Below are 20,468 nucleotides of genomic sequence, written 5' to 3'. Positions count from 1 at the left end.
TATCCACCTCTATTCATTTGACGGCAGTTCATTTGTTCGGTTATACGTTTTTACAAGGTCTGAGATTTTGTCTTGAAATGCTTTGTCCACCAGAGGGCTGAACGTCCCCATTTCAACGACTCCTTCCCTGAAATCAAAGTTGTGATCTCCGCTCTTGAGCGTACCTTTATTATATTGCTCGGCAATTAATGTATAGGCTTTATCTACGTTTTGCACCGTGCTTGTCAGCACCGTGTTTTTGCCGAGATTCGATTGTTCGGCGACATAGCCGATGGCGTAAAGCCCGTCTTTTTTGATTTGCTGAATGACAGGAACATTATACCCGTCTCCGGCCGGATATACAACATCCGTGCCTTCCGCTTTTAACTTCTCGTAAAGATGCAGCGCTTCATTGCCGTTATCCCAGTGGTCCGTAAATTCAGTATTGACGGTGATATCGGGTTTTTCATATTTCGCCCCTTTGATAAAGCCGTCTACTTCAGGCTGCCACAAAAAGGAGGCGATGACGCCGACCTCATTGGTTTTTGACATATGGGCGGCTGTCATTCCCCCGAAAAAACCCATTGCTTCTCCCATAAGATGAACGCTTGTGACATTATCGCTTTTCGCCGTTCCGTTTGCGACGACGAATTCCATGTCGGGATAATCCTTGCTGATCATATTGAAGATTTCCTCGTATTCATTTCCGTGCCCGTATAAAAGATTGACTCCTTTTTTATGAAAATCATCTATCGCTTTTAAAATATCTTCATCGGATCTGATATTTTCTTTATAATAAACGTCAACGTTAAATTCAGATTGTATCGCTAATAAACCTTTGTAACCTTTTGTGCCCCATACCAAGTCACTGATGGTATCGGGAAAAAGCATTCCGACCTTCTCAATTTTTCCTTTAAACGGAGTTTGTGCGCATCCGCTCAATAAAAGGAGGACAGAAAAGATCATGACAAGCCTGGTGATCAAGCCATGTTCAACCCCTTTTCAAACTCATAACATGTATAATTGATATACGTTTATTGTAGCGGTAATGCACATAACATGGAAGGTATTTCTTAAAAAATGTCGAATATTGATGAAAATTGTCTTTTCCACTCTTGAATTTTTTCTTCCGCTTCCGTTTTTTGCGTTTTTTCTTTTATTTCCAGGGTAATAATCTGATTTTCGTCTTCTGTGCCGTCAGCCTCAAGCTGATTCATCAGCCCGCAGACCGCGTCTTCTAAAAAGATCCTGCTTTCGCCATCTTCTTTTTCTTCCGTCCACGGACCGTAAAGGGGAGGAAGGATAATCGCTTTGGCTGTATCCCGCTGAGCGTTTTTCTCCCAGTCTCCGTGATCCTCACTGTAAACAATCCAATATAAGGGCTCAGCCCTTTCTTCAGGCAGACACCCGCTCCCGTATTGAACGCAGATACGATCGTATTCCTTTTCACCGATTTCATCTATTATTTGAAAAAGCCCGTTTCTCGCGAGCCACATTAAACGTTCTTCTAAATACAGCTGCCTCGTTTTGTCCTCCGGTTCTGCCAAAATGACCTCAACGTGCACACCCTCATCCATCAACCGTTCGCACAATGAAAGGCCGAGAAATTCATCTGCTCCAATGATCAGCGCTGTTTTCATCACATCTGCCGCCTTTCCGGTTTTTCATTCACACACAAGCCAAACAGCCCTCTGAAAAGAGATGGCTGTTGTATTCTATTCATTACAGGTCTTTTTCATGACTGCGGAAAAACCGGCAGATGGCTCTGTAAATACGCGCAGGGTTCTCAAGCAGGTGATACGTGATATCAGTCTTGCTTCCGGTCTTTTCCCGGGCTTCTTTATACGCGTTCGCATGCAGGGTGTACGGGTACGGCGCTCCGGTCGTTCTTTGCCATATATGTACCGGCGCCCGGGTGCGGCAGCCGGTAATGGTCTGATAGCTCAGTGAGCTTGCCTCTTTTTCAGAAACACCGAAGCTCTGTGCCGTTTCCCTCAGAAACTGCTTATAAAAGAACTTATTTTCTTTCTCTGATTCAAAATGGGCTTGAAGGTCAAGACAAGGATCTAACATTGCGGCTGAACGGATATGCTCCGCTGAAGACTGCAGCAATTGATCGGCGATAAGGGCGCCCATGCCTTCTGCGAGCAAGTGTATTTTCGGATTGAGGGTTTCTTGTTTCAGCACATAATGCATCAGCTGTCTGGCGTAAAGGACGGCTTTTTCCGAACCCCAATGCCGCCCGTATAAATTGCTGTTAAAAATGGTGTACCCTCTGTCAAGCAGCACATGTAACAGCTGGTTTCTCCCTTCATGTTCGAGCCAAAAGCTTGAGTCCCGGCTGACAAAGTGGGTTCTGTCCCCCAGAATAAAGATACAGAAGCCATTCGGCCGATACGGCAGATGGATGACGTTCAGCTCAGATCCGAATTGGAAAAATCTTTCCGTAATCCCCATGCCTGCCCGCCTCCTTTTACTCCTAATCTCTCTATTGGCTATCATATGTAAGAAGAATGAAAACGGATCGGATAAACTCCTATTTGCTGCTATGTTTTGGCTATTATCCCGAGCACAGGAACCGAATTTTCCGTCAGACGGCCGGACAGGCGGGCAAATGTCAGTTTCAGGCGCGCTTTTTGATGAGAAAATGACCTTCCGCCCGCGCTTTATGTATGGTATGATACAACGTAGAATAAAATGAAGGACGAGGTGGAAACGTGCGGTTTATTATCGGTTTTATTTGGACGTTCCTTTTAACACATATGGCCTGTTATTTGGTCGCCTCCATGAACAGCGCGGCGTACAATTTCAAGCAATCATCCGTTATTGCCGTGGTTATTGCGGTGCTAGTCTTTGTTCTTGCGGAGATCATGCCTGTCAAACAGGATGCAAACCAGCATTAAATAAAAAAACCTGCTATTCAGCAGGTTTTTTTGTGTTCACGGTTTTCGTTGATACGTCCACAATCTGTTGTGGTTTGAAGTTTCAGGGAACATTTCCCCCACCGTAAGCTTGATTTTTTGCGGATTTTTGACCATGCTTCCCGTTTCGCCGATTTCAACGTACACACCGTTATTCGGCGCTTTTTGTCCCGGGCGGAATTGATGCTGCTGTCCCACGTCATTTCCTCCTTTTTCTTTTTTATGTAGTATGCGCTTGTATGCGGAGAAATATCAAAAACCGCTGAATGAGATTCAGCGGTTTTTTTGTTCATCCTGTTTGTAAAGAAGAGCTTTCAGGAGCGCTTTTTGCGCGTGAAGCCGGTTTTCCGCCTGCTGAAATACCGCAGAGTTCGGACCGTCGATAATCTCGGACGTGACCTCTTCTTCCCGATGCGCGGGCAGGCAATGCAAAAATGTATAGTCGGGTTTTGCGAGACTGACGAGTGAGGCGTTGACTTGATACGAGGCAAACACATTCAGCCGCTGCTGCGTCTCTTCCTCCTGCCCCATGCTCGTGAAGACGTCGGAGTAAATCACATCTGCATCCCGCACCGCTTCCTGCGGATTTTCGGTAAGGGTGATTTTCGCTCCGGAAACAGCCGCCGCTTCTTTCGCGGCATTCACCGCCTCTTCCTCTACTTCATAGCCTTTCGGCGAAGCAATCGCAATGTCACAGCCCATTTTTGCGCAGCCGATCATAAGTGAATGCGCTACATTATTTCCGTCACCGATATAGGCGGCTTTTACTCCTTTTAATTTTCCTTTTATTTCTTGTATCGTTAACAGATCCGCGAGTGCCTGACACGGGTGATACCGGTCGGTCAGCCCGTTTATGACGGGAATGTCTGCATGCTCGGCAAGCTCTTCGACTTTTTCATGCTCAAAGGTGCGGATCATAATGGCATCAACGAAGCCGGACAGCACCTTCGCCGTATCCGCGACCGTCTCCCCCCGCCCAAGCTGCAGGTCGCTGCTTGAAAGAAATAGTCCCGTTCCCCCGAGCTGGGCCATTCCCGCTTCAAAAGACACACGTGTGCGGGTTGAAGATTTTTCAAAAATCATCGCCAATGTTTTCCCTTGGAAAATCGGCTGTATCGGATGTTGTTTTAATAATGAAGCTTCTGTCAGAAGCGCTTTGATGTCTGACGGGCTGACATCTTTTAAGGAAAGAAAATCTTTGCCGTACAAATGGGTTAATGTGTGTTCCGCTTTTATTGTGTGCATGATGCCACTTCCTTTTGATAAAGATCTTTGAGCGATACAGGCTGAGGTTTGCCGGAGCCGCTTGCTAAAAATGCCTTTACGGTTTCCGGTTCAGTAAAGACCGTCACACCGTGCGTCATGGCTTCAATCCGTTGTTTACGCGCTTCTTCAGAGTGATTGAAATTGATATGGACCGCTTTATCCTTTCGCTCTGCCCATGCCGGGAACGCATCTTTGCATACGGTAAATCCCGCCTCTTGAGCCTGACGTTCCAATTCCGCATCACAGCCTTCCAGATAGATGCTGCCTTTTTTCTCCCAGACGTGCGCGTAGATTTTTTTCAGGGCGCTTTCTGCGTCAAACGCGACACACATGCCTTCTCCGGTCGACTTCATTTCCGGCCCGGGCTTTACGTCCACATCCTGAATGGCGTGCGAAGAAAAAACCGGGAATTTCACTGCCGTTCCGTGCTGATTTTGAACCTCGGGCTTGATGTCTTTAAGGGAAGCGCCGGCCAGCAATCTGGCGGCAAGCGGGATCATCGGCACCCCCATCACCTTAGACACGACAGGAACCGTGCGGCTTGCCCGCGGATTCACTTCAAGAACGAGAATATCCCCTTTGTCATCAATGACAAACTGAATGTTCATGATGCCTTTAAAAGCCAGTTTTACCGCGATTTTTTCGGCGGCCTCTCTTATATTCCGCTGCATATCAGGTGTGACAGACGGACCCGGAAGAATCGCAAAACTGTCGCCCGAATGGACGCCGGCGCGTTCAATGTGCTCTGTGTAAGTCGGCACAAATACTTCATGTCCGTCGGAAATCAGATCGATCTCCAATTCTTTTCCTGTAATGTACTGATCGATCAAAATCGGATACGGCATGCCCGCTTCATTTTCCAGCAGTTCTGACATTTGCGCTTCTGAATCAACGATGATCATGCCCATCCCACCGATGACATAAGACGGACGGATCAGCACGGGGTAGCCGATTCGGCTTGCTTTTTCCGTTGCTTCTTCTTTTGAATAAGCGGTTTCGCCTTTGGCATGTTTCAGGTCAAGGTCATCAAGCAGCTGATAAAACAGATCCCGATCCTCCAGCGCATCAAGGGTTTCAAAGGATGTTCCGAGCAGCGGAATGCCCGCTTTTTCCAGCGGTTCAGCGGCATTGATCGCGGTCTGCCCCCCAAACTGGACGATGGCAAAATCAATGTTTTCATGTTCCGCCACGTTCAAAATATGTTCTGTCGTCAGCGGTTCAAAATAAAGCCGGTCAGCGATTTCATAATCCGTGCTTACTGTTTCCGGATTGTTATTGATCATAATCGTTTCATACCCCAGCTTTTGCAGGGTCAGAACGCCGTGGACGGCACTGTAATCAAATTCCACTCCCTGACCGATGCGGATCGGGCCTGAGCCGATGATGAGGGCGCGTTTTTTCTCTTTCCGGCTGATATCTCCGTCGCTTTCCCCGAGGTAGGTGGAGTAGAAATAATTCGTCTTGGCATCAAATTCAGCGGCGCATGTATCTACGATTTTAAACGACGGGACGATGCCTGATTTCTTTCTGAGAACACGGATGTCTTCTTCCGTTTTTCCCGTGAGAGATGCGATCATGACATCCGTGAAGCCCTTTACCTTCGCCTGCTTTAAAAGCGGCATAGACAGATGATCCCCTTCTTCCATCAGCTTGTTTTCCAATGTGATGATATTTCGGAATACATGGAGAAAAAACGGGTCAATTTTCGTTTTGGCATGGATGTCTTCTATCGTTTCACCGCGGCTTAACAGTTCCATGACGACGAAAAATCTCCGGTCATCCGGCGTTACCGCTAATTCCCACAGCTGATTGATCGTACAGCCGCCGAGTTCAGGCAGGCGGGTGCCGATCGTTTTCAGCTCAAGGGAGGCCGCCGCTTTTTGAATGGCCGCTTCCATATTTCTTTCAATCGCCATGACCTCTCCCGTCGCTTTCATCTTCGTTCCGAGCGTGCGGTCGGCATGTTTAAATTTATCAAACGGCCAGCGCGGGAATTTGACGATGACATAATCAAGCGCCGGTTCAAAGCTTGCATAAGTAGAGCCCGTCAGCGGATTTTTCAGTTCATCAAGCGTATAGCCGACGGCAAGTTTCGCCGCCATTTTGGCAATCGGATAGCCGGTCGCTTTTGACGCGAGAGCTGAAGAGCGGCTGACACGCGGGTTCACTTCAATGACATAGTACTGTTTGCTGAACGGATCCAGCGCAAATTGAATGTTGCAGCCGCCGACCACATCCAGCGCCGAAATAATCGCCAGGCTTGCTGAACGCAGCATCTGATATTCTTCATCCGTTAACGTCTGGGACGGTGCGACGACGATGGAGTCCCCTGTATGCACGCCGACGGGATCGATGTTTTCCATATTACAGACGGTGATACATGTATGATTGCTGTCGCGCATGACCTCATATTCGATTTCTTTAAAACCGGCGATGCTTTTTTCGACGAGGCATTGGCTGATCGGGCTTGCTAACAGCGCCTGTTTAATAAGCGTCTGAAACGCTTCTTTCGTTTTCGCGATTCCGCCTCCCTTTCCGCCTAACGTGTACGCCGGTCTCAGAATGACTGGAAATCCGATAGACTCAGCGAAACGGAGGGCGTCTTCTTCGTTGTCAACGATTTCGCTTTCCGGAACGGGCTGATCGAGCTCTTTCATCAGGGCGCGGAACTGCTCCCGGTCTTCGCCTTTTTGAATGGTTTCCACCGATGTTCCCAAAAGCTTGACGTGATGCTTCTTCAGCACGCCTGCTTCTTCAAGCTTAACGGCTAAATTCAATGCCGTCTGGCCGCCCAAATTGGCAAGCAGACCGTCCGGTTTTTCTTTTTCAATAATGGCCTCGATGCTGTCGGTTGTGAGCGGTTCAAAATATATTTCATCGGCAAACGCCTCATCCGTCATAATCGTTGCCGGGTTGTTGTTAACTAGAATAACGCGGTATCCTTCTTCTTTCAGAGCCATGCAGCCCTGCGTTCCTGAATAATCAAATTCTGCCGCCTGGCCGATGATGATCGGGCCGGAGCCGATGACTAATATGCTGGAAATGGTTGTATCTTTAGGCATGAGCGATTTCTCTCCTTGCTGGTATCACTTTCTCTAGAAATTCATCAAATATCCACTCGCTCTCAGCCGGTCCGGGATGAGCTTCAGGGTGGAACTGGACGCTTAATACGGGAAGGCGCTTATGAATGAGCCCTTCCACCGATGTGTCATTGACATGATGAAATCTGATCGACAGCTCGTTTTCGTCAATTGATGCTTCATCAACGACATAGCTGTGGTTCTGGCTTGTCATAAACACCCGTTTCGTTTTCCGGTCAATGACGGGATGGTTGGCACCCCTGTGGCCGAACGGCAGCTTATACGTATTTCCTCCGAAAGCCAGGGCAATCAGCTGATGCCCGAGGCAAATACCGAGTGCGGGGAAATCACTGAGTAATGATGTAATCCGGTTCATGTACGGCGCAATCGCTTTCGGGTCGCCCGGGCCGTTTGAGAGCACGATTCCGTCAGGCTGAATGTCGTAAACAGCGTTCATCTGCTGATACGGAATGACCGTTACTTTACAGCCGCGCTTTACAAGTGACGAGGCGATTGATTTTTTATAACCGAAATCAATCAGCGCAATATGCCGGTCTCCGTTCCCCATTGACGTGATGTCTTCAGACTGCGCCAGCTCCGCCGGGTTTTCTGTTCCGGATGCTGCCGGAATTTCTCCTGTTGTTGACACGGCAGCGTTCATCGTGCCGCCGGAGCGGATGGTTTTGACGACGGCCCGTGTGTCCACTTCGGTTAAGAGCGGGATGTTCCATTTATTTAAATACTCTCTCAAGCTTGAGACTGCTTCATGGTGAGAAAAATGTTCACACGCTTCATAGACGGCAACAGCCTTGACTTGAGGAATCTTACTTTCAAGGTCTTTTTCATTAATTCCGTAGTTTCCGATCAGCGGATACGTAAAGACGACGATCTGGCCCTTATATGACGGGTCTGTAAGCACTTCCTGATAGCCCGTCATTCCGGTGAAAAAAACAGCTTCGCCAACACAGCGGGCCTCTTTTTCAAGTTCACCGCCGAATGATGTTCCGTCTTCCAATACTAAATAGCCTTTCATCTAAAGCCCACCTCTTGATGAATAATTAATTAAAAATATGAATTTTTATACTTTTATATCGAAAAAAATTACCGTTTCACTGCCGAATGCGCTTCGATCGCTGCTTTCAGCATACTGACGGCCGACAGCATTTCTTCTTCAGAAACCGTAAGCGGCGGGAGCAGCCTGATGACATTCGGTCCGGCCGGAAGCACGAGAAGCCCGCGTTCCTGCAGATCTCCGATGATGCCGGACACGGGACCTGCGCATTCAATGCCGATTAATAACCCTTTTCCGCGGATTTCTTTTACAAAAGGCCCTGTCAGTTCACGGTTCAGCTGCGCTTTTAAAAATGATCCTTTGTCTGCCGCCGCCTGGAGAAAGTCCGGCTGAAACACAATATCCAAGGTTGCTTTCACAGCTGCCATGGCAAGCTTATTGCCGCCGAAAGTCGTACCATGCGTACCCGGCGTAAAGGCGTCGCCAAGCTTCTTTTTGCCGATCACGGCTCCGACGGGAAAACCGTTTCCAAGCCCTTTCGCAGCAGTGATGATGTCCGGCGAGATGCCGAAATGCTCATAGCCGAATGCCTTGCCCGTCCGGCCGATTCCGGTTTGAATCTCGTCTGTGATAAGCAGCGCCTGTTTGTCTTTGCAAAATGTCTGTAAGGCTTCGATGAATTCCGGATCGGCGGGATTGACTCCCCCTTCTCCCTGCACCGTCTCAAGCATGACGGCGGCGATATCATCCTCTTTTGAAAGCGTGCTGAATACCGACGGATCATTGAACGAAAGATAGTGAAAGCCTTGAAGCATCGGTCCGAAACCGGTCTTGATTTTGTCTTGTCCGGTGGCGGCCATCCCCGCATAGGTCCGTCCGTGAAAGGATTGATGGAACGTTACGATTTTTGTCTTTCCCGTTGCTTTACGGGCAAGCTTAATGGCGCCTTCATTCGCTTCGGCCCCGCTGTTGCAGAAGAAAACGAGATCCCCCGCGCTATGTTCGGCAAGCTTTGCCGCGGCTTTTTCCTGAAGATCATTTTCAAACAGATTGGAAACGTGCCATACGCTGTCAAGCTGTTCTTTCACCGCTTCTGTGACCTCATCATGACAATGGCCGAGATTGGAAACGGCGATGCCCTGAATAAAATCGAGATACGTTTTTCCGTTTTCATCCTCTGCAATTGTCCCTTTCGCTTTTTTGATATCGATGGGCCAGCGGCTGTAGGTTTTAAATAGACTGCTCATGACACGCTCTCCTTTTCTTTGACGATTTTTGTTCCTTGGAAGGCTTGATCGGTGAAAAACGCTCCTTTTCCGTTTACGATCATCACTTCCTCGACATCTTCACTCAGTGCCGATAATGCCGAGTTTACCTTCGGAATCATCCCTCCTGAAATCACGCCGTCATCTATGAGGGCCTGAATCTCTTGCGGCGTCAAAGTATCCAGCCTGCTCTCTCCGTCCATAATTCCTTCGACATCCGTGACAAATAAAAGTTTGTCGGCGTGTAAGGCTGAAGCGACGGCCGATGCCGCGGCGTCTGCGTTGACGTTCAGCGTTTCGAAATCACTTGTCATGGAAAGCGGAGCGATAACGGGAATGATGCCTTCTTTCATTAATGCGTGAATGATTGACGGATCGGTTTTTTGTATTTCGCCGACTTCTCCGTATTTGTCTTGATTAAGATAGGATGCTTGAAGGAGACCGCCGTCCTTTCCTGATATTCCCGCGGCTTTCAGCCCGTTTTTCGCGAGTTCGGTTACGAAAAATTTATTGATCGTCCCTGACAAGACCATTTCCGCTGTTTCCAGCACCGGTTTGGTCGTTTTCCGCTGTCCATCGACAAATTCCGTTTCAATCTGCAATGTTTTCAGCATTTTTGAAATGTCCGGGCCGCCTCCATGGACGACGGCAATGTTCCAGCCCGATTGCATAAGCTCTTTTACATTTTGAAAAAAATCGGCGGATAACTCGCGGATTACGCTTCCGCCGCACTTAAAAACGATCGTTTTCTTCATGCCGCTCCCCTTTGTTATGTGCGATAGCTCGCATTGATTTTGATATAATCATAGGTTAAGTCACAGCCCCATGCCCGGCCGCTGCCGGATCCTTCCTGCAGGCGGACTGCAATCGTAATTTCATCACCTGATAAGTACTCCTTGGCATCAGTTTCCGAAAACGGCTGAGGTTCGTTGTGTTTAAACAGACACTGGCCGCCGAGGAAAACTTCCACTTGTTCGGCCGTTACGCTTGCCGCACTGTGCCCGATTGCGCCGATGATGCGCCCCCAGTTGGCGTCTGTGCCGTAAACGGCGGTCTTCACAAGGCTTGAGCCGACGATTTTTTTGGCGATAATATTCGCCTCAAGGTTGTTTTTCGCGCCTTCGACTCTGGCTTCAATTAATTTCGTCGCTCCTTCACCGTCTCTGGCTATATCTTTGGCAAGGTCTTCGCATACAAGCTTTAATCCCTTTTTAAAAGCCGGCCAGTCAGGGTGCTGCTCCGTCAGGCAATCATTCCCCGCGCAGCCGTTTGCCATCACAAGCACCATGTCATTCGTCGATGTTTCTCCGTCAACGGTGATTTGGTTAAATGAAACATCCGTAATCTCTCTGAGCGCGTTTTTGAGCGCCTGTTCTTCCACGGCCGCGTCCGTTGTGACAAAGCCGAGCATTGTCGCCATGTTGGGGTGGATCATGCCGGAGCCTTTCGCCGCTCCGCCGATCGTGATGATGTCTCCGCCGATCACCAGTTCATAACACGTCTGTTTCGTCACTGTATCCGTCGTCAGTATGGCTTCTTCAAATGCTCCGGACACGGACGGCGCTTGACCGAGCTGTTCAATGCCCGCTTGAATTTTTTTCATATCTAAAAGCTCGCCGATCACCCCGGTTGACGAAACCGCAACAAGCTCCGGCTCAATGCCGAGCTGGCTCGCGAAGCCGTCCCGCATTTTATAGGCGTCCTTTAATCCTTGGTCTCCCGTACAGGCGTTGGCAATCGCGCTGTTGACAATAACCGCCTGAAGCACACCCTCTTTTTTCAGGCTGGCTTGCGTCACTTTCAGCGGCGCTGCCTGAAAATGGCTCTGCGTATATACGGCTGCACTGACTGCAGGCGCTTCGCTGATAATCGCTCCGAGATCTTTTTTTGAATAGCGCAGACCGCAATGCACGCCCTTTGCCTCAAACCCTTTCGGCGAGGATACGCCGCCTTTTATTTTCGTGATTTCCTCACTCAGCTGAATCATATTTTTGAATCCCTCTTTCGTTCTATGGATAGACTGGCGTCATCGTAAGTCCCGTTTCTTCCTGCCAGCCATTCATGATATTTAAATTTTGAACCGCCTGCCCTGCGGCGCCTTTCATCAGATTATCTATGACAGAAACGATGGTGGCACGGTTTGTTCTTTCATCCACGGTGACACTGATATCACAAAAATTGCTGCCGTATACCTCTTTCGTCGCCGGAAATTCACCTTCCGGCCTGATTCTGACAAAATATGAATCTTTGTAGAATTCGGAATACAATTCTCTTACCTGTGCAGCAGACATACCCGGGGGAGCCTCCGTATACATCGTCGCCATAATGCCCCTTGTCATCGGCGCCAAATGAGCGGAAAACGTGATCGGGCCTGTGCCGGGCTGCCAAGCCGCTAATTGCTGTTCAATTTCCGGAGTATGCTGATGCTCATTAACCTTATAAATTTTGAAATTATCATTCAGCTCAGAATAATGAGTGCCCATGGATGCTTTTCGGCCGGCGCCGGATACGCCCGTTTTCGCATCAACAATCAGAAATGAATCTTGTAAAAGCTTATTCTTCGCCAGCGGGGCGAGCCCGAGCAGCACAGCCGTCGGAAAACATCCCGGATTGGCAATCAGCTTTGCAGTCTGAATCTCTTCTTTTTGCAGTTCAGCTAAACCGTAAACCGCGCTTTGAATCGTTCCTTTCGGAGCGGCCTTCCGCTTATACCACTTTTCATACACGGCCGGGTTTTGAATCCGCAGATCACCGGATAGATCAATGACCGGAATGCCCGCCTCCGCCAGCTTGGGCGACCACTCTCCGGAAACGCCGGGCGGCGCGGCTATGAACATGACATCAATTTCGTTTCGGATCGTTTCTATATGAAGCGGCCGAAGTGATTGTGACGCTATACTCCTCAAATGCGGATATGAAGCGGCATATTCTTTTCCTTCGTCGCTCGATGAATATAATATACAATATCCTGCATAAGGGTGATGGTTAAGAATCCTGACAAGTTCGGCGCCTCCATAACCAGTCGCGCCTATAATACCTATTTTCAACGGGTTCACCTTCTTGGTTTTTGTGAAATTATTTAACATTATAACATGAATAAAAATTAATTCAATTGTATATTTAATATTTTTTCATTCATTTTCCATCTGTTTTCGCTGACAAAAAACCCCCTCTCGATCGAGGGGGGCATAAGAAAAACAGGCTGATCGGATCAGCCTGTTTTTTTCAGCATCATCAGCCCGCTTATAAAAAACAGCACGGAGCTGGCGTAAAAAATAATATAAACCGTAAAGAAATCAGCGAGAAACCCGCCGAGAATAATGGCGGCAGCTGAAAATACAGCCGTCCAGAAATGATAGCTGCCGACTTTTTTCCCCCGCTCCCCGCCGTCGGTGTAATCGGCGATCATGATTTTCTCGCCGTGTTTTTGCATCGCGCCGAACAGGCCCAGAAGCACCTGCACAACATAAACCTGGTGCACGCTGGTAATGTGCGGGAGCGTCAGAAGAAGCACCGCCATCCCCCACGAATTTGCCATAAGGAACCAGCGGGAATCCAGTCTTGCCGACAGCCGGCCGAGCAGCGGATGAATCAATGCGCCGCTCAGGCCGAACAAGCCGTATGAGAGACCGAATTGCGTGTAGCTGGAACCGATGTTTTTAATAAATAAAATATAAAACGGAAAGATCAGGCTGCCGGCAAAAAAGACACTGCTCTGAGACAGGATCAGCCATTTTAAATGGTTGTGTTTCATGATTTGTACCTCTGATAAAAATAATTCATAAACAAGTCATCCGGATCATATTTGTGTTTTTTCTGAAAGAACATATCGCTTTTCGGATATGCCTCGCGCATCTGCTCTTTCGTTTGATACAGCATATACGGGAGATAATAACTGCCGCGGTGGCGCAATGCCGTATCCGTCATTTTTCTGACAATCCGCGCAGCACTCGCCTGGCTGTCTGTTGAAAACCCTTCATTGATTAAAAGAACGAGTGAAAACATGTCTTCCTTTGCGTATGACAGATCGGCTTTTTCATTTTTTTGCACGTAGCGGATCGTAATATTTACGAGATTGAGATCTTCATGTGACAGCGTCTTGCGTAAATCATGAATGTACGGCGCAAATTCGCCGACGGGCACGAAGTATTCTTGTAGCACGTCGGTGTTGTCCGTGTTTTCATATTCCAAAAATTTCGATTCTGACCGCATGACATTGTTCCTGGAGACTTTCACGCCGTTTTGGCTGAGAAAATAAGACTGCTGGGTTGACCAGAACCAATTTCTTCCCCAGTCATACCGGCGGGAGAGGCCGAGCGCGAATTTCGTCAGCGCCGGATGCTCATCTTCTTTCAGTTCATTGTGCCGCTTTAATTCTTTCTGGTTGTCTGAGAGTGTGTAATCAGTCACATACATATCGTGCAAAAAGCCTTTATCCCCTGTTGCGATCCGCGCGAGATGCATGCGCACGGCGGGGTTACGCTGAACATGCTGCGTAAAATATTGACTGTATGTATCAGCGTTCATGCGTTTCGTTTTCATTTCATAAAGCTCATCATCCGTCAGCTCAATATCCGCGTCCAGGATGACGCCGAACAGGCCGTAGCCGCCGATGACGGCTGAAAACAGGTCATCTTTCGGAGTAACGGTGATGACTTTGCCGTCCGCCTTTAAAAGATGAAACGATTTGACCGTATCAATCAGCGAACCGTACCGGATATCCCGGCCGTGGGCGTTGGCGCTCAGTGAGCCGCCGATCGTAAAAATGTTTTGCGATTGCATGACTTTTACCGCGAGCCCGTACGGATTGACATAGCGCTGAATATCATTCCACGTCGCTCCCGCCTGCACTCTGATGATTTTTTTCTTTCGGTCGAGACCGAGTATTTTGTTGTAGCCCGTCATGTCGAGAACGATACCGTCTTCATAATACGTCTGGCCGCCCATTGAGTGCTGGGCGCCTGCGATTGAGATCTTCAGATGCTTTCTCTTTGCTTCCTTAATCGTTTCGACCAATGTTTCTTTCTCTTTTCCTTTGACCGTCTGCTTAATTTTCACGGGCATGAGACGGCTGACATCCGTCATTGTCCCTGCCTGCTGCTCCGGCTCTTTGTGAAAAGCGGAAACAGCGAACAGCGCCGTATAAACAAGAATGCTAAGGATAATGAGAAGTAATTTTTTCTTCATGGATTCCTCCCTCGCATGCAGCCGGTCTATTATATCATGCCTCACGTCCGTTTTTTTCCTTTTTAACCCGATACCGCAAAAACCCCGAATAGTGGGAAACTCGGGTTTTTTTAGTGACTTGCCCTTCTTTCCGCACGCCGGTCTCTAGCGGCAAAGCAGACAGAACGGCGCCCGACAGAATCATGTTTAGTACAGCTCGAAACGGTCAGCCGGAAAACACCGGGCATAAAAATCCGCAAGAATCCTTAAAATGATTTTTTAGTCAGTATATAATCGATATATATGCAGATGTATTACCAAAGGGATTGTTTCAAACAAACATGTTAAACGAGGTGGGGAAAATAAATATAAAAGGAATCAATCATCTTCTTTTTTCTGTTTCAAATTTGGAAAAATCCATAGAATTTTATGAAAAAGTATTTCATGCACAACTCCTGGTTAAAGGGCAAAAAACAGCTATTTTGATCTGAACGGGCTTTGGCTTGCACTTAACTTAGAGGCGGATATACCAAGAAATGAAATACATAAATCTTATACGCATATGGCCTTTACAATTGACCCAAAAGATTTTGATGCAATACATCAAAGGCTAAAAAATCTAAATGTAAATATATTAAATGGGCGTCCTAGGGATAAGCAAGATCATAAGTCAATTTATTTTACTGATCCCGATGGACATAAATTTGAATTCCACACAGGTACACTCCAAGACAGACTGTCCTATTACAAAAAAGATAAACCTCATATGAAATTTTATATTTAAAGGTTTGTTTGCGATCCAAAACAAACCCTCACTGTCGCTTATCCGCGTTGATTTTTTCCTTGTAAATGCAGACAAAAGAAAAGCACCTCCAAACTTTAGGATGTACCTAAAATCCGAGGTGCATTTTCTTATTACTGAATCCCTAATGCGATTTTTGCGTAGCGTGACATTTTGTCTCTTGTCCAAGGCGGATTCCAGACGATGTGGACCTCCGTCTCTTTTACATCCGGAATGTCGGCGAGCGCTTTTTTCACCTCGTCGACGATGATCGGAGCGAGCGGGCACCCCATTGATGTCAGTGTCATCGTAACGTGCGTCAGGCCGTCGTCATCCATATCAACGTCGTATACAAGGCCGAGATTGACGATATCGACGCCGAGCTCAGGGTCAACAACCTGCTCCAAGGCGCCCATGATGTTTTCTTTTAATGCTTCTTCCACGTTCCATCACTCCTTTTTCCTCAGTATAACGTAAAAGCGGGTTTTGTTAACACCTTTGTGCTTTATAAATGCTTATCGAACCAGGCGACGGTTTCTAAAACGGCGTATCTCGGGACTTTATGGTCAGCCCGTTCGTCTTTCAGAAACTGAAGATGGTCAGGCCGGCTGCTGTAATGAGGTTTAATCGTTTCATAAAAACCGCGGGTCGGTGCATACGGAACGACTTTGTCTTGAACGCCGTGCCAGAACAGCAGCGGGCGGCTGCGGAGTTTTTCCGGTTCCAGACTGAGATCGAACGGTTTGAGCCGTGCAAACAGTTCATCGACCTGTTCTTTTGTGACGTCAATGTCGATGTCCTGCTTTTGAATGTGGTCAATCTGCTGCTGAAAAAATGCCGTATAGTTCGGGCTTCCCATCAGACTGACGCCGGCTTTGACCCAATCATACGCGGCCATCGCGCCGAATGTCGTAATTCCGCCCATTGACGTGCCCGCAAGACCGATCCGCCCGTCTTCAATCAGACCGCGCGCTTCAAAATCCTTTTTCAGCACGTCAAGCTCCTCGATTTCATTTAATACAATGTCCCAAAAATGGACGGCGAGCTCTTCTGCTGACAGCTGTTCAGCGCGTTCACCGTGGTAAAGAGCTTCCGGCAGCACCGCCCTGAAGCCCTTTTCAGCAAGCAGGTAAGCGAAATGAAGATTATGCTCCTTCGCGCTTGTAAAACCGTGAATAAAGAAAACAAGGGGAGCGGGACGGTCCCGATTTTCTTCTTTTACAATATGTAAAAACGGAATGCCTGATACGGTTTGATGATCAATAAGAATCACGTTGACTCCCTCCTTAGGATAACCATAATCATAAGTGTAACATGTAGACAATAAAGATGGTAAAAAGCTACACTGTACATAAGTGAAAAACAGCAAATTATATGACAAAAGGAGTTATTTATGGAGACAAAACCTTATCTCATCGCCTTAGATCTGGATGGAACTTTATTAAAAGACGATAAAACCATTTCCCCTGAAACGGCACGGACGATTCAGAAGCTGAAAGAAGCGGGCCATCATGTCTGCATCTCAACCGGGCGCCCGTTCCGTTCCAGTTCGATGTATTATGACGAGCTTGGGCTGACAACGCCGATTGTCAATTTTAACGGGGCATTTGTCCACCACCCGAAAGACGAATCATGGGGACGCTACCACACGTCTTTATCGGTCGATGTGGTCAGACAGCTTGCCGAACTTACAGAGACCTATCAAATACATAATGTGCTCGCTGAGGTCATTGATGATGTGTACTTCCATTATCATGATGAGCATTTAATTGAGGCGTTTCATATGAATACGGCGAATGTCACATTCGGCGATCTGCGTGAAACGGTCAAGGAGGATGTAACGTCCGTATTGATTCATGCAAAGGAAGAGGACGTCGCGGATATACGCGCGCATTTATCCGATGTGCACGCCGAGGTCATTGACCACAGAAGATGGGCGGCTCCGTGGCATGTGATTGAAATCATTAAACACGGGATGAATAAAGCGGTCGGCCTGAAGAAAATCAGCGACTATTACCAAGTGCCGAGAGAACGGATCATCGCGTTCGGCGACGAAGACAACGATCTTGAAATGCTCCGGTTTGCCGGGTGCGGCGTAGCGATGGGAAACGGCACGGATGAAGTCAAACAGGCCGCCGACCGCGTCACGGGATCAAATGAAGCGGACGGAATCGCCGAATTTTTAAAATCCTATTTCTCCCTGTGAGGTTTTGCCGCTCATAACACAAAGCCTTCCGCCCATACTAAAACAGACGACTCATCTCGTCTAAATATGGAAGGGGGACATTGCAATGGGTAAACGAAACAAATCAAAACGGTTTATTCAGCAAGGCAAGGACTCTGTCAGTCTTCATGACGCAAGATTTCCATATCGGTCTACATTAGAGGAAGCACAGCATGATGCAGCAAAAGATTCGGCTGAAAGGCAGGTTGACTTTTAATGAGAAACGAACTGTTTTCTCAAGCCAAGTCATTTGTCCAGCAGGCCGTCATGATTGCTAACGGTTTCGAGGACGGCGATCAGGAAAAAGCTGTCTCACGCGCCAAAAACGCCGTGTCTTCCGCGTACGCCAATTCGACGGATGCAGAACGTCAGCAGCTGCACCAATTTCAGGATCAGCTGGAGAAATTGCAATAAAAAAAGGCGCCCCGTTTAGACGAGGGCGCCGCTTTTTTATTTCACTTCAAATGTTTTTACCGTTTTCAGTCTTTTTCCGATCTGATCGGACTTCCCTAAAAACGTCACCGTCACCGTGTATGTTCCCGGACCGGGCACGTTCTTCCACACATCTGATAAGTCATACGTTTCATTCGGCATTAAGGTCACAGTCTGAAACGCCTGAGTAAACATTTTGTCTTTTGAATAGCGGTACAGTTCTTTGTGATGTTGGTCATGTACGGTCAATTCGAATTTCTGCCCTGAGCTGAATGTGAAATCGATCGGGCTGCCGCTCTTATTTTTTAAAGACATTTGAAATTCGATCTGCTGATCCGTCTGCACAGGGTTTACGGCTAATTCCGCTTGCTGTTCATTCATCTCTCCGGATACCTCCTCAGCGGGCTCCTTCTGCCCGGATTGACTGCTGCATCCGATCAGTAAAATGACCGGTAATAACAGGCCAAACAGCCACTTCATTCTATCCGCTCCTATCAGTCTTTTCTGAAGAAACCAAAGATCCCCGTCGTTTGCACGATGTTTGTGAAGGCTTTCGGGTCGACTTCTTTCACGATTTTCTCAAGGTCATACAATTCGTACCGCGTGATGACGATGATCATCATTTCTTTCTGTTCGTTTGTGTAAGCGCCTTTTGCCGGCACCGTCGTAATGCCGCGGACCATTTTCCCGTAAATCGCTTCTTTGATTTCATCGGCTTTTTTTGTAACGATCATGGCGGTCAGTTTCATGTGGCGGGTGTGAATGGCGTCAATCACCCTTGTTGTGACATACAGAGCGACAAGGGTATATAATGCTTTCTCCCATCCTTGCAATAATCCTGCCGTCAAAATGATAATCCCGTTCAAAATGAAGAAATATGTGCCGACCGGCTTATCCTTCCATTTGGCCAGCACCATCGACACGATATCAAGGCCGCCTGTCGAAGCGCCGAATTTCAGCGTTAAACCGATGCCGATAGCTGAGATGACTCCTCCGAATACGGTATTCAGAAGAATATCGTGTGACAGTCTCATTTCAGGGAGAATTCCCATAAAGACGGACGTCATCGCTACGCTTAATATGCTGTATACGGTGAATGATCTGCCGACTTTCAGCCACCCTAACACACCGATGGGAATATTTAAGAGGAACATGAGAACTCCTGTCGAAATATAAAAGGGGGCGTATTGATCAACGACGCTTGACAGCAGCTGGGCGACACCGGTAAAACCGCTGGCATATACATTCGCCGGTATCAGGAATAAATTCAGTCCCGCCGCATACAGAAACGCGCCGATGACGACGATTGCTAATTTTTTTGCTTGTTCTAGTACCATGGCTTGCTCCTCCGCTCATTTTCATTATTAGCTTTTCCCTTAAAATAAAGTTTTGAACACTATTTTGCCACATTTATATGATATAGTTGGCATCACTCTCACCATTCGGAAAGAAGGGAATTATGATGACAGTTCACCTTATTGCTGACAGCGCCTCTGATCTGCCGAAATCTTATATTGAAGAAAATCGGATCGGGTTCATTCCGCTGCACGTAACACTTGACGGAAACGAATATGAGGACGCGGTCACCATTCAGGCGGATCATATATTTCAAGCGATGCGGGACGGGAAAGTTCCGAAAACATCACAGGCATCACCGGATACGATAAAAAAAGTATTTTTACAATACGCGGAACTGGGAGAACCGGCGATATACATCGCCTTTTCCTCAGGTCTTTCCGGCACCTATCAGACGGCCGTAATGATCGCCAATGAAGTAAAAGAGGAATTTCCCGATTTTGATTTACGGATTGTAGATTCCAAATGCGCTTCATTGGGCTGCGGACTCGCAGTGATGCACGCGCAAACACTCTGTGTTAACGGGAATACAATACAAGAAATCGAAACGTCTGTAAAGAGCTTTTGCGCACGGATGAAACATATATTTACGGTCGATGATGTCGCTTATCTCGCGCGGGGCGGCAGAATTTCAAAAACGTCCGCTTTTGTCGGGGGGCTTTTGAACATTAAACCGATTCTGCATGTGGATGACGGCAGGCTCGTGCCGCTCGAAAAATTACGCGGACAAAAGAAACTGTTTAAACGGATTATAGACATGATGAAGGAAGAAGGCGGCGATTGGGCGGATCAAACCGTGGGGATCAGCTATGCAGATAACGAGGAGACGGCGCTTCGGATGAAGGAAATGATTGAAGAAGCGTTCCATCCGAAAGAGATCATTCTTCATTCAATCGGCTCTGCGATCGGCGCGCACTCCGGGCCGGGCACGCTCGCGATTTTTTTCCTGAAGCCATAATTTCAATGCGGGCGGGCATCCTAACGGA

General features: G+C 47.7%; 22 protein-coding genes and 1 pseudogene. 6 read left to right on the top strand and 17 right to left on the bottom strand.

Translation table 11 applies throughout. The features are described 5' to 3' along the window. Positions 1 to 9: 9 nt before the first annotated feature. The 3 genes from NYE42_RS05640 to NYE42_RS05630 form a co-directional block, all read right to left on the bottom strand. Positions 10 to 963, bottom strand: coding sequence for a BMP family ABC transporter substrate-binding protein (locus NYE42_RS05640; protein ID WP_007409125.1), 954 nt, complete (start codon positions 961 to 963; stop codon positions 10 to 12). An 89-nt stretch (positions 964 to 1,052) separates the two neighbouring features. After that, complete coding sequence (locus NYE42_RS05635) at positions 1,053 to 1,619, bottom strand: hypothetical protein (RefSeq protein ID WP_342497289.1); 567 nt, start codon at positions 1,617 to 1,619, stop codon at positions 1,053 to 1,055. Positions 1,620 to 1,701: 82 nt separating this feature from the next. Beyond that, positions 1,702 to 2,436 (bottom strand): hypothetical protein, encoded by a 735-nt coding sequence (locus NYE42_RS05630; protein ID WP_144664082.1) that lies wholly within the window; start codon positions 2,434 to 2,436, stop codon positions 1,702 to 1,704. A 260-nt stretch (positions 2,437 to 2,696) separates the two neighbouring features. Here NYE42_RS05630 and NYE42_RS05625 point away from each other — a divergent pair, with 260 nt between their 5' ends. Further along, positions 2,697 to 2,882, top strand: coding sequence for a YjzD family protein (locus NYE42_RS05625; RefSeq protein WP_003155069.1), 186 nt, complete (start codon positions 2,697 to 2,699; stop codon positions 2,880 to 2,882). 36 nt (positions 2,883 to 2,918) lie between these two features. On the opposite strand, the gene NYE42_RS05620 is transcribed toward NYE42_RS05625, so the two are convergent. From NYE42_RS05620 to NYE42_RS05575, 10 genes are all read right to left on the bottom strand, one after another. Next, the gene (locus tag NYE42_RS05620; protein ID WP_003155070.1) at positions 2,919 to 3,098 is read right to left on the bottom strand and encodes a YjzC family protein; all 180 of its coding nucleotides are present in this window, start codon (positions 3,096 to 3,098) and stop codon (positions 2,919 to 2,921) included. Positions 3,099 to 3,173: 75 nt separating this feature from the next. Beyond that, a complete protein-coding gene (gene argF / locus NYE42_RS05615) occupies positions 3,174 to 4,145 on the bottom strand; it encodes an ornithine carbamoyltransferase (protein WP_352426820.1) in 972 nt (323 codons plus the stop codon). Continuing rightward, the gene (locus tag NYE42_RS05610) at positions 4,133 to 7,228 is read right to left on the bottom strand and encodes a carbamoyl phosphate synthase large subunit (protein WP_352426819.1); all 3,096 of its coding nucleotides are present in this window, start codon (positions 7,226 to 7,228) and stop codon (positions 4,133 to 4,135) included. Before NYE42_RS05610 ends, argF begins: the two co-directional genes overlap by 13 nt. After that, positions 7,221 to 8,279, bottom strand: coding sequence for a carbamoyl phosphate synthase small subunit (locus NYE42_RS05605; protein ID WP_007409132.1), 1,059 nt, complete (start codon positions 8,277 to 8,279; stop codon positions 7,221 to 7,223). Before NYE42_RS05605 ends, NYE42_RS05610 begins: the two co-directional genes overlap by 8 nt. Positions 8,280 to 8,347: 68 nt before the next feature. After that, a complete protein-coding gene (locus NYE42_RS05600) occupies positions 8,348 to 9,505 on the bottom strand; it encodes an acetylornithine transaminase (protein ID WP_352426818.1) in 1,158 nt (385 codons plus the stop codon). Then, on the bottom strand, positions 9,502 to 10,278 hold the full coding sequence (argB, locus tag NYE42_RS05595; protein ID WP_007409134.1) for an acetylglutamate kinase: 777 nt from the start codon (positions 10,276 to 10,278) through the stop codon (positions 9,502 to 9,504). The genes NYE42_RS05600 and argB overlap by 4 nt, the downstream gene beginning before the upstream one ends. A gap of 14 nt (positions 10,279 to 10,292) precedes the next feature. Then, positions 10,293 to 11,510 carry a bifunctional ornithine acetyltransferase/N-acetylglutamate synthase gene (argJ, locus tag NYE42_RS05590; RefSeq protein WP_085341879.1) on the bottom strand — a complete coding sequence of 406 codons (1,218 nt, stop codon included), beginning with the start codon at positions 11,508 to 11,510 and terminating at the stop codon, positions 10,293 to 10,295. A gap of 22 nt (positions 11,511 to 11,532) precedes the next feature. Further along, positions 11,533 to 12,570, bottom strand: a complete 1,038-nt coding sequence (gene argC / locus NYE42_RS05585; RefSeq protein WP_144664077.1) for an N-acetyl-gamma-glutamyl-phosphate reductase — start codon at positions 12,568 to 12,570, stop codon at positions 11,533 to 11,535. 164 nt (positions 12,571 to 12,734) lie between these two features. Continuing rightward, positions 12,735 to 13,277 (bottom strand): MFS transporter, encoded by a 543-nt coding sequence (locus tag NYE42_RS05580; protein ID WP_144464046.1) that lies wholly within the window; start codon positions 13,275 to 13,277, stop codon positions 12,735 to 12,737. Then, positions 13,274 to 14,710, bottom strand: coding sequence for an FAD-binding oxidoreductase (locus tag NYE42_RS05575; protein WP_064107906.1), 1,437 nt, complete (start codon positions 14,708 to 14,710; stop codon positions 13,274 to 13,276). Before NYE42_RS05575 ends, NYE42_RS05580 begins: the two co-directional genes overlap by 4 nt. A 320-nt stretch (positions 14,711 to 15,030) precedes the next feature. Here NYE42_RS05575 and fosB point away from each other — a divergent pair. Next, positions 15,031 to 15,473, top strand: a pseudogene (fosB, locus tag NYE42_RS05570) (metallothiol transferase FosB). Positions 15,474 to 15,604: 131 nt separating this feature from the next. Here the strand turns inward: fosB and NYE42_RS05565 are convergent. Together NYE42_RS05565 and NYE42_RS05560 are read right to left on the bottom strand one after the other, a co-directional pair. Beyond that, positions 15,605 to 15,913, bottom strand: a complete 309-nt coding sequence (locus NYE42_RS05565; RefSeq protein ID WP_003155088.1) for a metal-sulfur cluster assembly factor — start codon at positions 15,911 to 15,913, stop codon at positions 15,605 to 15,607. Between the two features lie 62 nt (positions 15,914 to 15,975). Further along, positions 15,976 to 16,743 carry a prolyl oligopeptidase family serine peptidase gene (locus tag NYE42_RS05560; protein ID WP_007409140.1) on the bottom strand — a complete coding sequence of 256 codons (768 nt, stop codon included), beginning with the start codon at positions 16,741 to 16,743 and terminating at the stop codon, positions 15,976 to 15,978. A gap of 120 nt (positions 16,744 to 16,863) precedes the next feature. Between NYE42_RS05560 and NYE42_RS05555 the strand changes: the two genes are divergently transcribed. The 3 genes from NYE42_RS05555 to NYE42_RS05545 all read left to right on the top strand — a co-directional run bounded on the left by NYE42_RS05555 (position 16,864) and on the right by NYE42_RS05545 (position 18,108). Next, the gene (locus NYE42_RS05555; protein ID WP_007409141.1) at positions 16,864 to 17,676 is read left to right on the top strand and encodes a Cof-type HAD-IIB family hydrolase; all 813 of its coding nucleotides are present in this window, start codon (positions 16,864 to 16,866) and stop codon (positions 17,674 to 17,676) included. A gap of 85 nt (positions 17,677 to 17,761) precedes the next feature. Continuing rightward, on the top strand, positions 17,762 to 17,911 hold the full coding sequence (locus NYE42_RS05550; RefSeq protein ID WP_003155094.1) for a hypothetical protein: 150 nt from the start codon (positions 17,762 to 17,764) through the stop codon (positions 17,909 to 17,911). Continuing rightward, positions 17,911 to 18,108, top strand: a complete 198-nt coding sequence (locus NYE42_RS05545; RefSeq protein WP_003155097.1) for a DUF3813 domain-containing protein — start codon at positions 17,911 to 17,913, stop codon at positions 18,106 to 18,108. The genes NYE42_RS05550 and NYE42_RS05545 overlap by 1 nt, the downstream gene beginning before the upstream one ends. Positions 18,109 to 18,144: 36 nt before the next feature. On the opposite strand, the gene NYE42_RS05540 is transcribed toward NYE42_RS05545, so the two are convergent. Then, positions 18,145 to 18,606 carry a BsuPI-related putative proteinase inhibitor gene (locus NYE42_RS05540; protein ID WP_352426817.1) on the bottom strand — a complete coding sequence of 154 codons (462 nt, stop codon included), beginning with the start codon at positions 18,604 to 18,606 and terminating at the stop codon, positions 18,145 to 18,147. A 14-nt stretch (positions 18,607 to 18,620) separates the two neighbouring features. Further along, positions 18,621 to 19,463, bottom strand: a complete 843-nt coding sequence (locus NYE42_RS05535; protein ID WP_007610547.1) for a YitT family protein — start codon at positions 19,461 to 19,463, stop codon at positions 18,621 to 18,623. A 125-nt stretch (positions 19,464 to 19,588) separates the two neighbouring features. Here NYE42_RS05535 and NYE42_RS05530 point away from each other — a divergent pair, with 125 nt between their 5' ends. Then, positions 19,589 to 20,440 carry a DegV family protein gene (locus NYE42_RS05530; protein WP_015417195.1) on the top strand — a complete coding sequence of 284 codons (852 nt, stop codon included), beginning with the start codon at positions 19,589 to 19,591 and terminating at the stop codon, positions 20,438 to 20,440. The last annotated feature ends 28 nt before the right edge of the window (positions 20,441 to 20,468 follow it).

The organism is Bacillus sp. FSL K6-2865, from assembly GCF_040311405.1.
Lineage (GTDB): Bacteria > Bacillota > Bacilli > Bacillales > Bacillaceae > Bacillus > Bacillus velezensis.
Note: the sequence above shows the minus strand (reverse complement) of the source record. Positions and strands in the feature narration are given on the sequence as shown.